Consider the following 11,318-nt stretch of genomic DNA (forward strand, 5'->3'; position numbering starts at 1 on the left):
AACCGCTCCAGCCGCGGGCCGCTAACGACCCGCGGTCCACCCGGGGATCACCAGACCGAACAGACGGGCTCGGCGTGCATAGGCGTGCCATCACCACACGAGAACGCCTCCCAGAACCCCGGCAGATGCGACATCGGCACGTTGACGCGGAACTTGGGCGGTGAGTGTGGATCGAGGGACACCAACAATTTGTCGATCTCCGGCGAGCTGACGGTGCACCAGCTCTGGGCCGTGGCCACGAAGAACAGCTGCTCATTCGTGAGCCCGTCGACTACCTGGGGCTCGGCCCCCTGCTCGACCACCCACGCCCGATAGGCCGCGTAGGACTCCTTGATGCCGCCAAAGTCCGCGATGTTCTCACCGAGCGTGAGCTTGCCCTGGACGTGCACCCCGGGCTGAACCTCGAGCGCCGAGTAGGTCTCCACCACGCACTGGGTCTGCGCGTCGAAGTTGGTTGCGACCTCGGGCGCCCACCACTCGCGCATGACCCCGTCCGCGTCGAACTTGCGGCCGCTGTCGTCGAACCCGTGGGTCAGCTCGTGGCCCATGACCATGCCCATGGCCCCAAAGTTCATGGCCTTGGGGAACTCGCGGTGGAAGAAGGGCGGCTGCAGGATCCCGGCCGGGAAGTTCATGAAGTTCTGCAGCGGGTTGTAGCTGGCGTTGACGATCGACGCCGGCCAGTACCACTCCTTCTCGTCGACGGCCTGGCCGATCTTGCCGAGCTGATATCGGTTGGACCAGGTCCGCGCGGCGATCGAGTCGGAGAAGTAGTTGCCCGCGAAGCTGAGCTTGTCGTAGCTCTTCCACTTCTCTGGGTAGCCGATCTTGTTCTCGATCTTCTTCATCTTGCCGACCGCCGCCGCACGGGTGGCGTCGTCCATCCACGGGAGCGAGGGCAGCCCGGCCTCGAACGCGGCCTCGACCCGCTGGATCATGTCGATCGCAATGTCCTTGCTGTCCCCGGGGAACTGGCGCTCCACGAATTTTTGGCTGAGCAGATCACCGACCGCCTGGTTGACGACCCCCACGCAGCGCTCCCAGCGGGGCTGGATCTTTTGTTGCCCGGTCAGCGCGGCGGTGAACTGAAAATTCGCGGCGACGATCTCGGCCGACAACAAGTCCGCGGTGCTGCTGATCAAGTTGAAGCGCAGATAGTCCTTGACCGCCTGGGGATCCGCGGCGGCGATGACCGCCGGCAGCCCCTCGACGAACTCCGGGTTACTCACGTTGATCAGCTGCAGCTTCGGCACCCCGATCGCCTTGAAGTAGATCGCCCACGGCAGCTTGGACTTGGCCTCGACGCCCTTGCGATCCCAGCGGAAGTAGACCGACTCCGGGTCCCGCATCTCCTCCGGGGTCTTTTGCAGCTTGGCGATCTCGGTCTCGAGCGCGATGATCCGCTTGGCTGCGGCCACAGCGTCTGCGGGGGCATAGTCGAAGAAGCCCAGCATCCGCGCGATGTGGGCCTCGTACGGCGGCAAGAAGTACGCGGACTTGTCCGGGTCCAGATAGAACGAGGGCTCGGGCAGCCCGGTGCCACCCTGGCCGAGGTCGCTGATGTGGAGATCCGGCTCTTGAAAGTCGATCGAGAGCCCAAAGTCGAAGAACGCCCCGAGCCCGACACCCGCGTCGAGCTCACCCATGAGCTTGAACAACGCCTTGGTGTTCGCGGGGTCGAGCTTGTCGATCTTGCTCAGGTAGGGCGCGAGCGGGGTGATCCCGGCCCCGTCGATCGCGGCCTCGTCCATGCACGCCGCGTACAGCGTGCCCGGGCGCTCGGTGTCGTTCTCGAGGATCTCGCGCAGGACCTCGTTGTTGCGATCGCCGAGCTCACCAAAGCCCCGACCCCAGCGCGGCTGATCTTCCGGCAGGGGATTGTTCGCAATCCATTGACCACACGCGAACTGGTAGAAGTCGTCGCAGGGATCCGTGGTGAGGTCCATCTGCGCGACGACCTCGCTGCCGATCTCGTTGGTGCCGCTCAGCGAGAACCGAAGCTCCTGCTCGACGACCGGCGGCACCACCTCCGGCTTCGGCTCGGCCACGTCGCGATCTTTCTTGCACCCGGACGCGAGCAGCGGAACACACAGCGCAGCGCACACGACAATTTTTCGCCTCGACATTCCGGGCAGCATGCCCGATTCGACCCAGCGAATAGACGTGCGGGTTTTATTGCCCACCCTCGCGAGCTGTGACCTTTTTCACGGCTTCGGCGTGAGCGCCCGCTGGTGGTCCTCGAGGTTCTGGACGATGCCCTGATAGCTCGCCGCCAGCTCGAGCGCCGTCGCCATGTCCGCGTGATAGCTGCGATACGCCGCGCGCTTGGTCAGCTGAACCGCCATGGGCGGGTGCTGGGCGATCGCCTGAGCCCGCTCGGTCGCGACCTCGAGCAGCCGCTCGGCGGGCGCGACCTCGTGGACCAGGCCGATCTCGAGCGCTTGCTCGGCCGTGATCACCCGGCCGGTCAGCATCAGCTCGAGCGCCCGCGCGAACCCGAGCACGCGGGTCAGGAAGTACGCGCCGCCGTCACCAGGCACCAGGCCAACCTTGACGAAGGTCGAGCCCAGCTGCGCGCCCGCCCGCGCGATTCGGATGTCGCACATGCACGCCAGATCCAACCCGGCACCGATCGCCGCGCCGTTGATCGCCGCGATCAGTGGCTTGCCGAACTCCGCGATCCGGCGCGGCACCGCTTGGATCCCGTGGACGTAGCGAGCGCGCAGCTCGGCCGGATCGCCCGCGAACATGCCCGAGCGCTCGCGCATCGCCTTGATGTCGCCGCCCGCATGAAACGACTTGCCCGCGCCGGTCAGGATCACGCAGCGGATCTCCGCGTCGAGGTCGGCCCGGTCGAGCGCCTCGACCAGCTGCGTGCACATCTCGTCGCTGTAGGCGTTGCGCGCCTCCGGGCGATCGAGGGTGATCGTTGCGAGCGCGCCAGCGTGCTCGTAGCGGACGTGCTGTGGGGGCTGTTGCGCGTCGGACATGGGCTACGTGATAGCAGGCGATCGCGCGTTGCGGCGAGCGCTGGATATGGTGATCATCACGGCGATGGAGCCCCCGCGCGCGTCAGGCTGGCCGATCCTCGGCAGCGCGCTGGGCCTGCTGCGCGACCCCTTGGCCTACCTGCGGTCCGCCCACACCGAGCAGGGTGAGATCTTCGAGGTCCGCGCCGCGACCCGGCGGTTCGTGGTGCTGGCTGGACGCGGGGCCAACCGCTTCGTCGGGCGTGAAGGTCGCGAGCTGCTCGAGTCGCGCAGCTTCTGGGGCCGACTCACCGAGCGCCGCGGGTGCCCCCACGCGATCTTGGCCAGCGACGGCGAGCCGCACCGGACCCAGCGCAAGCACTACGCCGACGTGCTCTCGCGCAAGATCGTCGACAGCCAGCGGGATGGCTGCGACGCGCTGATCCGCGACAGCTTTGGCGCGTCCGACCGCCAGCTCAGCGCCCGCGTGAGCGTGCAGGATCAGACCCGGTTGCTGATCGCCCGGCTGGTCCACCATTGCCTGACCGGTGGCGCCGCGCCGATCCCCGAGCACACCGCCCGCGCGCTCATGGAGGTGTTTCGCTGGGAGACCAACACGCTGCTGCTTGGAAAGTGGCCCAGGCTCGCGCTGGCTGCCCCCGCGTATCGGCGCAGCCTGAGCCGGGCCGAGGGGTTTATTGATGAGTTGGTTCGACGGGATATCGATCTGAGTGAGCGAGCGGGGCCGTCCGCGACCACCGAGGTGCTTGGGGGTTGGTTCGAGCGGATTCGGCAGGGGCGTGAGCGCTACCCGGAGCTGTTTACTGCGGGCGATGTTCGGTTTGCTGCGCTGTTGCCGTTTGTCGCGGGCGTCGACACGGTCGGGGCGACGCTGGGGTTCGTGCTCTACGAGCTGTATCGAGACGCGCGATTGTTTGCGGCGGTGCGCGCTGAGGTCGAGGCAGTTTACGCGGACGGCGTGCCCGACAGCGCGACGCTCGGTCAGCAGCCGACCTTGCACGGGTTGGTGCTCGAGTGCCTGCGCTTGTATCCGGCCGCGTTTGCGATGTACCGCGGGGCTGCGCGTGAGTTCGAGTTTGCTGGGTATCGGGTCGCCGCCGGGACCGAGATCGCCGTGTTTACCAGCGCTACGCACTTTGACTCGCGTTATTTTCCCGAGCCTGAGCGTCTCGATGTCACGCGTCACGTGGCGCCGCGATCTGAGACTCGACAGAAGCATGTGTTCATGCCCTACGGCGGGGGGCCGCATGTGTGTTTGGGTGCCGGGATGGGTGAGGCGATGCTGCTGCTTGCGACTGCGGGGATCGTGCGGCATCATGATCTGGTGTTGGCGGAGCCGGGGCGGCGGTGGAAATTGAGCTTTGATCCTTCGCTCACGCTCAACGCGGGGGTGCAGCTTTTGCGCTGCTCGAGGAGTTCGTGATCTGATGCGGTACGTTCATGTTTTCGCTGGCCTGGTGGCGTTGGCAGGGTGTAGTGCGAACGAGGGGCCACATACCGCTGCCGAGATCGGAAGCGATTCGGATGATGACTCAGAGGGCGTCTGCGGGAATGGAGTCGTCGAGGGCCCGGAAGAGTGTGACGATGCAGATCAGATTGACGGTGACGGCTGCAACGTCGACTGTTTGAGCTCTGGAGTCGTTCGGTGGTGTGTCGAGTACGGCCTCGAGGGAGGAGCGGACGTTGCATCAATTGATCTAGCCGTTCAGCAAGGGCGTGTACTTGCGGCTGGCTGGGGGGCCGTGGCCGGAGATCCGTCATTCACCGCTTGGGTGATGGAGGTGGAACTGGACGGCTCGCCCGCGTCGGACGGCCCGGTGCTCGTAGATGACGCGAACCTGACGATCCGGGGTGTCGCTGCGGCGCCTGATGGTGGGGCCATCCTCGTGGGAAGAACTCAGGAGCTCGGAGTGCCTGCATCCGCTTGGGTGGGGACGCGTTCTGCGTCGGGTGCGGTGTCCAGCCAGACCTACTCAGACCCCGATGGCGCGATTGCTTCGTCCGTGTTTTATGGTGGGGACGGGCCGATCATCGCGGGCTCCATGGGAATTCGCGCATGGGTCGCTCAGCTCGATGGCTCCGGGCAGATCGTCTGGGAGGACCGCTTCTCGGTCGTCGGGATTGAGGATGTCGCAATGGACGTCGCGCAGCGGGTTGACGGGTCGATCATCGTAGTTGGACGGGCACAGACAGACCTGGAATCAGAGGGGGCTCCGATCACCCATGGGTTCGTACGAACCTACAGCCCGGACAAGGCAGATGTCATGGACCAGGTGATTGCGGACGAGGATCTGTCTTGGGCGTTGGCTTCCGTCGCCACTTCGGACTCGCTAGCTGTGGCTGGTGGCAACGGGGTGGTCGGCCTGGCGAGCATCGGCTATGCGTGGACGATCGCTGGCGATACCCTCCAGCGTGCGCCTGCCCCCAGCCACGCGGAGAGTTCAACAGTCCATGATGTGGCGCTCGCCGCGGGCGGGGCATATCTAGTTGGCTCGGAGGTCGACGGCAGCACCTTGGTGCAGAGGATTAGGTACTTTCCAGATTTTGGGAGTGGGGAGCCCGGCTGGGACCTGGCCCGAGCTGCGGGAGAGGTGGTCTCGGTCGTCACGGCTGGGAGCTATCTGTACACTGCGAGCATCGTTCCGGTGGGCGGCCAGAACGTGGCGGAACTGTGCGGGGTGTCCCGGTGAAAAACGCCGCATTGATGAACGCGTCGAGTACGTCACGACGGCGAGGTCGCCTCGAGCACGGCGCGTGCCCCAACATCTGGCCAGTGATCGAGAACAGATCGAGGACCGGGACCCCGAACGGGGTCTGGTCGGCGGCCAACCACTTGGTTTGGCCAGGTGTTGCATGCATGCGTCCGGTTTTCTACGGTGCGGCCTGGACCGGCTGCCTGTCCATGCGCCGCGCCGGGGCAGTGGTTGCGCTTCGGTGACTCACACGCTCGGTGTCCCGATTGCGGTCGGGCGATCACTTACGCCTGAGGGCCCGAGCAGCCTGTGGCGTTGCTAGCGGCGAGGCATGATGGAGCTCGAGGAGCTCGACGCTCTGCGGTTTGTGCTCTTGCTTGGCGATCGCCAGCGCGTCGAGTCCGTCAGCCTCGGCCCGAGGATCCGCGCCAGCGCGCAGCAGCGCGTCGGCGACCTCGACGTGGCCAAGGCCGCAGGCGATGTGCAGGGGCGTATGTCCGTGTCGGGTCCGGCCCTCGAGGTCGACGTCGTGGGCGATCAGCCACTCGACGAGCTCGGCTCGGTTGGTCTCGGCCGCGGCGTGCAGAAGGTTGAACAGGTCGAGGTTGACGACGTCGGTTCGGGCGCCGGCCGAGTACAGGGTGTCGAGCAGTGCGAGCTCGCCACCGCTGACGATCGCCCAAACGATCGGAACCTGGGCTCGGTCGTCGCCCAAAGTGGGGTCGGCGCCGAGCTCCAAGAGCAGCTCGACGAGCGCGGGCTCGTGCTTGATCACGGCGACGGCGAGGGGTCGCAGGCCGCGGGTCGGGCTGGGGGCATCGATCGCCACGCCGGCCGCAGCGAGCTCGCGGACCCGCTCGAGATCGGCGTCGCGCACGGCCAACACCAGGGCCCCGTCGCTGCGCAGCGGTCGAATCGAACTGGGCGGATCCCAGGACAGCGCCGCGCATTTGGCCATGTGGCCGAACGGCCCGAACACCGTCAACGGCGCGGCCTCGAGCAGCGCAGCCCCATCGGCGTCGGCGGGCAATGGCAGGACTTGGTCCAGAGCGTGACTGCGGATCAGCCAATCGAAGGTCTCGACTGGATCGCCGAACACGTCAAACCCAGCGGCTTTGCTGATCCGCACGACATCGAGCACCAATTCGTCGCCCTCGCGCCGGGCCTCGGCGACCGCCTGGACCTCCCCGGTCCAGCTACGGGCAGCCAGAACCTGGCCGTCGCGCAGGGCGAGCACCCACTTGTGCTCCATCTCCCGCGGCGTGAACAACAGCCCGTCGCCGAGCAAGGGGTCGGCCGGATACCGCAGGGCGCAGGCGAGCGGCTCGAGCTCGGCCAGGCTCGAGCCATCGAGCTCCGCGCCGACGCTTTGGGACCAGGATATCGACCGCGCGGCGGCTTCGGGATTCTCACTCGTCGACAACAATTGGCCAGTGATCGAGAACAGATCGAGGACCGGGACCCCGAACCGGGTCTGGTCGGCGGCCAACCACTTGGCGCGTTGCTGGACGGCCGAGCCCCCGGCAGCATCGTCGTTGGACCCGGGCGAATGGCCCAGGAGTTTAGCCTTCGTGCGCTCCCACCAGGTTGGCATCGTCGGCATCGTACATCGAGCGGCGCTCAGCCCGTGAGCTCGGCGAGTGAGCCGTGGGTGTGCAGGGTCCAGATCGCGTCGGGGTGGCCTTGGCCGGCCGCCGGGGGCTACCTGCGAGGGACGTCAGAGCCGAGCGCGCTGGCGAAGACGGAGCGCACGTGTGCTTGCATGGCGGCGATGCTGGCCGCTGTGTGAGCGGACGTCGTCTTCGCTGGGGCGCCGCGCTGTCGGATCACCCGGCGCTGTCGGAGCGCCCGCGAACGACAAATAGCACGAAGAGGCGATGAAGGCCGGGACCGACGAAGAGAACATCAAGAAGCTCGGCGCGCTGAAAATCCTGCGCATCACAGAGCCTTGCGCGGGCACTCGCGCCAACTAAACCGCTCGTACGATGCTCCCGCAAGCAATCCTCCTCTTCATGGCGCTGGCTTCGCCCCTCGATGGGGCATCGGTGCCACCGCGCTATGATGGTGAGCTCGAATCGCCCCCAGACTTTGGGTCTCGCCTCGAGCGCGTGCACATGGAAGAGCATGGCGATTCAACCGAAATCGTCGCTCTCGACTCAATGGGGTCTCCGATCGGTGTGCTCAGCGTTTGGGCCGACTCGGCAGGCGTGGTCCACGTAGACTCGGACTACGACGATGGCTACTTGCACGTCGCGGTCGTCGATGGCATTCCGGTCATTGATTCGACCCTGGACCCCGACATCGCCGCAGAGCGTGCCGCGCTCATCGGAAACGAACTCGTGGTGCCGAACCCGCCAGACGTCCCGGTTGGCTGGGGCGCTTGTGCATTCGCGGCAACCGGGACAGTGATCGCGGCGGCGACGGCAAATCCGTGGGTCATCGGGGGCGCCATCGCAAGCGCGTGCAGCTGCCTCCCCATGATTATTGAGGAATTCGAGGATATGAAATGCCCGCTTTGGTGACCAGCATATTGGTCGGCTGGATCGTCGCCGGCGGGCTCGCGGTCGCCATCCATGGTTTTTCGGGGGGCGGTTGGATCGGGGGTCTCCTTTGGGGGATCATTGGCCCGGCCCTAACACTCTACGAGTGGGCATCACTTCGAAAAGCCTCGCCGGATATGAAGCACGCCGCGGACCGGATGCTCCTCGCTTGGGGGATGCTGCTACTCGCACTGGCCATCCCGGCCATCGATGCCGTCGGGGCCCGCGTCTGCGCCCTGCTGTCGGGTTAGCGCGCCGAACAGGCTCGCCACGACCCACCCATGTCGCCGTTTTCGATCAGCGCGCGGAGGCCGTGCTCGATCTCGCCGAGCAGGACAAAGGGCGAGGCGAGGTCCAGCAGCTGGCGACCGAGGTCCTTCTTGGTGACGATGCCCGTGATCTTGTTCTTCGGTCTGCGTATCAGCACGTAGCCGTGTTTGATGATACCGGGGATCACCTCGAGAAGTGGCCGGGTATGTAGATCGAAGGTGGTCAGGGTCTCGTCGATCGCGGCCTCGAGTTCGGCCCGACCCATGCGGAAACACTGGCCAAACATGCGCAGGTAGTCGGCCGGCGTCCGCCTCGATGGTCAGGACTCGAGCGCCGATCCGCTCGCCGCCCCTCAATCGCCAGCGCCGGCTGCTCGCGCTGCGTGATCGCTTGCGCCACATCGGGCACTTCGAGCTGCTCGGGATCGAGCCGGTCGGCCGCGACGGCCGCTTCCTCGGCGTAGTCCTCGGGCGGCGAGAGCAACGGCCACCAACTCGCGAGGTCCGGGTACCCCCTACCCAACCTGACGCGAGCCCGTCGACTCGATCCCCAGCCGCACAATCGCGTCCTCGCACAGCTTCATCGCCTCGCTGTACGTCGCACACACGACATACTGACTACGGACCGACGGCAACATCTGCAGGATGAAGCGCAGCAGGTTCCCGAGCATCGACGGCATGTGATACGCGGTGAAGGTCGGGATCCGCGGGGTCACATCCTCGAACTCCCGAACAAACCGCTCACGCATCTCTCGGGTCCATCGGATGATCTCCATGATCTCGGCGCGCGGGGGGATCTCGACGTCGACGATGTCGTAGATCAGCGCGAACGGCTCGTGACGATCCAAGAGCGCGTTGAGATCGTCGCGCATGCGCTCGGTCACGCCACCGCGTGCGTGCTCGCGGATGCGTATGACCACCAATGGCCACCGGCTATCGTCAAACTCGTACACGCCGCGAGTGTAAAACTTCGGCTAGCATCCCGTCATGTCCCCGCCGCGTCGCATCGCGCACATCGACATGGACGCGTTCTTCGCGTCGGTCGAGATCCGCGATGATCCCACGCTTCGAGGCCGGCCGGTGCTCGTTGGGTTCGCGGGCAAGCGCGGGGTGGTGGCGGCGGCGTCCTACGAAGCCCGACGGTTCGGCTGCCACTCCGCCCAACCCATGGCGATCGCGCTGCGCAAGTGCCCCCACGCCGCCGTCGTCGCCCCTCGTCACGAGCGATACGTGGAGGTGTCGCGCGAGGTGTTCGAGATCTTCTCGCGCTTCACGCCGGTCGTCGAGGGGCTGTCGATCGACGAGGCGTTCCTGGATCTGGCCGGCACCGAGCGACTGCACGGGCCACCGCGGGCGATCGCGGTGGCGATCCGCGAGGCCGTGCGCCGCGAGCTGAACCTGACCTGCTCGGTGGGCCTCGCAACGAGCAAGTTCATCGCCAAGATCGCCAGCGAGCGCGACAAACCCGATGGGCTGACCGAGGTCCCGCCCGGACACGAGCGCGCGTTCTTGGCTCCGCTCGCGATCCGGCAGCTCTGGGGTGTGGGTCCGAAGACCGCCCAGGCGCTGCAGCGCCTCGGCGTCCGCACGGTCGGCGAGATCGCCCAGCTCGGCGCGGCGACGCTCGAGCAGGAGCTCGGCGAGCATGGCTTGCACCTCCACCGCCTGAGCCTGGGGCTCGACGATCGGGAGGTCACCCCCGGCCGCGAGCGCAAGCAGATCAGCCACGAGAACACGTTTGAAATCGACCTCACGACCCGCGCGGAGATCGAAGAGTGGCTGCTGCGTCAGGCCACCCGGGTCGGCGATCGACTCGCCGCCAAGCAACTGCGCGGTCGCAAGGTTCAGATCAAGCTGCGCGACACGGCCTTCACCACGTGGACCCGGCAGTGCACGCTCGAGCGGCCCTCGGCCCAGACCAAGGCGATCTTCGAGGCGGCGCGGGGCCTGCTCGACAAGCTCGACGCCGAAGGGCTGCTGCGTGGGCGTCGGTTTCGCCTGACCGGGCTCGGCGTCAGCGAGCTGGTCGACGCCCACGAAGCCGCGCCCGCCCGGCAGCTCGAGCTCGTGGGGTTGGACGGGGGCTTGGGCGGGGCGGAGCCGGTCGACGACGGCGCGCGCAAGGCCGAAGCCGTGCAAGACGTGCTCAGCGAGGTCCGCCGGCGGTTCGGCGGTAAGGCGTTGTCTCCGGCCGGCGTCAGCGGGCGCCGCAAGCCGCCCTGAGATCACTCGGGCAGCTCACTCGGGAGCCGGGTTTGCGATCTGATCGCGGAGCGCCTCGTCGTCGGCGGCGTCCCACTGCTCGACATCGGGGAGCTCATCGACGCCAGCGGCCGACTCCGCGGCGGGCTCCGTCGCCGTCGCCGAGCTAGTCGACGAGGACTGCGAGGCCTTGGCCGCGGCCGGCTTGGTCGGCCCGGGTGTGGACGCGCCCGCGTGCTTGCGCCGTGGCTGCTTGGCCGCGACGAGCGTCGGCTTGGCGGCGGGCTCGACCGGGGCTTCGACCGCGACCTCGGCGGACGGCGCCTCGACAGGATCGGGCGTCGCGTCTTCGACGACTTCCGAGCCGCCGCGGACGGCGAACCCGGCCCCGACCAACACGACCATGAGCAGCGCGCACCCAGCCACCCCACCGATCAGAAATTTTCGCTGCCGGGGGTCATCCCGCAGCGCCGTCGTCTGACGCTCGACGGCCAGATCAATGGTGCCTCCGGCCCACTCGTGCTCGAGCTCGCCGTCGTCGAAGTTTTGCTGATCACCAGGCTTGGAGTTGGACACAGGGGTTCTCCGGGCCGGGAAGCTAGCCTGAGTCCCGGTAGAGTCAAG

10 protein-coding genes are annotated in these 11,318 nt (G+C 66.9%); 4 read left to right on the forward strand and 6 right to left on the reverse strand.

Going from position 1 to position 11,318, the window contains the following annotated elements; genetic code table 11:
- Positions 1 to 47: 47 nt before the first annotated feature.
- Positions 48 to 2,126 (reverse strand): M13 family metallopeptidase, encoded by a 2,079-nt coding sequence (locus tag ENSA7_RS36475; RefSeq protein ID WP_181234455.1) that lies wholly within the window; start codon positions 2,124 to 2,126, stop codon positions 48 to 50.
- Between the two features lie 78 nt (positions 2,127 to 2,204).
- On the reverse strand, positions 2,205 to 2,990 hold the full coding sequence (locus tag ENSA7_RS36480) for an enoyl-CoA hydratase-related protein (protein WP_106094024.1): 786 nt from the start codon (positions 2,988 to 2,990) through the stop codon (positions 2,205 to 2,207).
- A 64-nt stretch (positions 2,991 to 3,054) separates the two neighbouring features.
- Here ENSA7_RS36480 and ENSA7_RS36485 point away from each other — a divergent pair, with 64 nt between their 5' ends.
- Together ENSA7_RS36485 and ENSA7_RS36490 are read left to right on the forward strand one after the other, a co-directional pair.
- Entirely contained in the window at positions 3,055 to 4,413 is a 1,359-nt protein-coding gene (locus tag ENSA7_RS36485; protein WP_181234456.1) for a cytochrome P450, read from the forward strand.
- A gap of 4 nt (positions 4,414 to 4,417) precedes the next feature.
- Positions 4,418 to 5,680 carry a hypothetical protein gene (locus ENSA7_RS36490; RefSeq protein ID WP_106094026.1) on the forward strand — a complete coding sequence of 421 codons (1,263 nt, stop codon included), beginning with the start codon at positions 4,418 to 4,420 and terminating at the stop codon, positions 5,678 to 5,680.
- A 283-nt stretch (positions 5,681 to 5,963) separates the two neighbouring features.
- Here ENSA7_RS36490 and ENSA7_RS36495 read toward each other — a convergent pair whose 3' ends face one another.
- On the reverse strand, positions 5,964 to 7,277 hold the full coding sequence (locus ENSA7_RS36495; RefSeq protein WP_146158554.1) for an ankyrin repeat domain-containing protein: 1,314 nt from the start codon (positions 7,275 to 7,277) through the stop codon (positions 5,964 to 5,966).
- Positions 7,278 to 7,668: 391 nt separating this feature from the next.
- Here ENSA7_RS36495 and ENSA7_RS36500 point away from each other — a divergent pair, with 391 nt between their 5' ends.
- Positions 7,669 to 8,205 (forward strand): hypothetical protein, encoded by a 537-nt coding sequence (locus ENSA7_RS36500; RefSeq protein WP_106094028.1) that lies wholly within the window; start codon positions 7,669 to 7,671, stop codon positions 8,203 to 8,205.
- 265 nt (positions 8,206 to 8,470) lie between these two features.
- On the opposite strand, the gene ENSA7_RS36510 is transcribed toward ENSA7_RS36500, so the two are convergent.
- Positions 8,471 to 8,758: a hypothetical protein gene (locus tag ENSA7_RS36510; protein WP_146158556.1), complete on the reverse strand. Its 288-nt coding sequence runs from the start codon at positions 8,756 to 8,758 to the stop codon at positions 8,471 to 8,473.
- 249 nt (positions 8,759 to 9,007) lie between these two features.
- The gene (locus tag ENSA7_RS36515) at positions 9,008 to 9,415 is read right to left on the reverse strand and encodes a hypothetical protein (RefSeq protein ID WP_146158557.1); all 408 of its coding nucleotides are present in this window, start codon (positions 9,413 to 9,415) and stop codon (positions 9,008 to 9,010) included.
- Between the two features lie 64 nt (positions 9,416 to 9,479).
- Here ENSA7_RS36515 and ENSA7_RS36520 point away from each other — a divergent pair, with 64 nt between their 5' ends.
- Positions 9,480 to 10,715 carry a DNA polymerase IV gene (locus ENSA7_RS36520; RefSeq protein ID WP_106094032.1) on the forward strand — a complete coding sequence of 412 codons (1,236 nt, stop codon included), beginning with the start codon at positions 9,480 to 9,482 and terminating at the stop codon, positions 10,713 to 10,715.
- Positions 10,716 to 10,730: 15 nt separating this feature from the next.
- Here ENSA7_RS36520 and ENSA7_RS44590 read toward each other — a convergent pair whose 3' ends face one another.
- Positions 10,731 to 11,270 carry a hypothetical protein gene (locus ENSA7_RS44590; protein ID WP_181234457.1) on the reverse strand — a complete coding sequence of 180 codons (540 nt, stop codon included), beginning with the start codon at positions 11,268 to 11,270 and terminating at the stop codon, positions 10,731 to 10,733.
- Between the last annotated feature and the right edge of the window lie 48 nt (positions 11,271 to 11,318).

It is taken from the genome of Enhygromyxa salina (assembly GCF_002994635.1).
Taxonomy (GTDB): domain Bacteria; phylum Myxococcota_A; class Polyangia; order Nannocystales; family Nannocystaceae; genus Plesiocystis; species Plesiocystis salina_B.

What these genes read in the sequence shown, in the direction of transcription:
- ENSA7_RS36480 (WP_106094024.1), bottom strand. Translation starts at nt 2,990, where the DNA reads ATGTCCGACGCGCAACAGCCCCCACAGCACGTCCGCTACGAGCACGCT.
- ENSA7_RS36485 (WP_181234456.1), top strand. Translation starts at nt 3,055, where the DNA reads ATGGAGCCCCCGCGCGCGTCAGGCTGGCCGATCCTCGGCAGCGCGCTG.
- ENSA7_RS36520 (WP_106094032.1), top strand. Translation starts at nt 9,480, where the DNA reads ATGTCCCCGCCGCGTCGCATCGCGCACATCGACATGGACGCGTTCTTC.
- ENSA7_RS36495 (WP_146158554.1), bottom strand. Translation starts at nt 7,277, where the DNA reads ATGCCAACCTGGTGGGAGCGCACGAAGGCTAAACTCCTGGGCCATTCG.
- ENSA7_RS36475 (WP_181234455.1), bottom strand. Translation starts at nt 2,126, where the DNA reads ATGTCGAGGCGAAAAATTGTCGTGTGCGCTGCGCTGTGTGTTCCGCTG.
- ENSA7_RS36510 (WP_146158556.1), bottom strand. Translation starts at nt 8,758, where the DNA reads ATGGGTCGGGCCGAACTCGAGGCCGCGATCGACGAGACCCTGACCACC.
- ENSA7_RS36500 (WP_106094028.1), top strand. Translation starts at nt 7,669, where the DNA reads ATGCTCCCGCAAGCAATCCTCCTCTTCATGGCGCTGGCTTCGCCCCTC.
- ENSA7_RS36490 (WP_106094026.1), top strand. Translation starts at nt 4,418, where the DNA reads ATGCGGTACGTTCATGTTTTCGCTGGCCTGGTGGCGTTGGCAGGGTGT.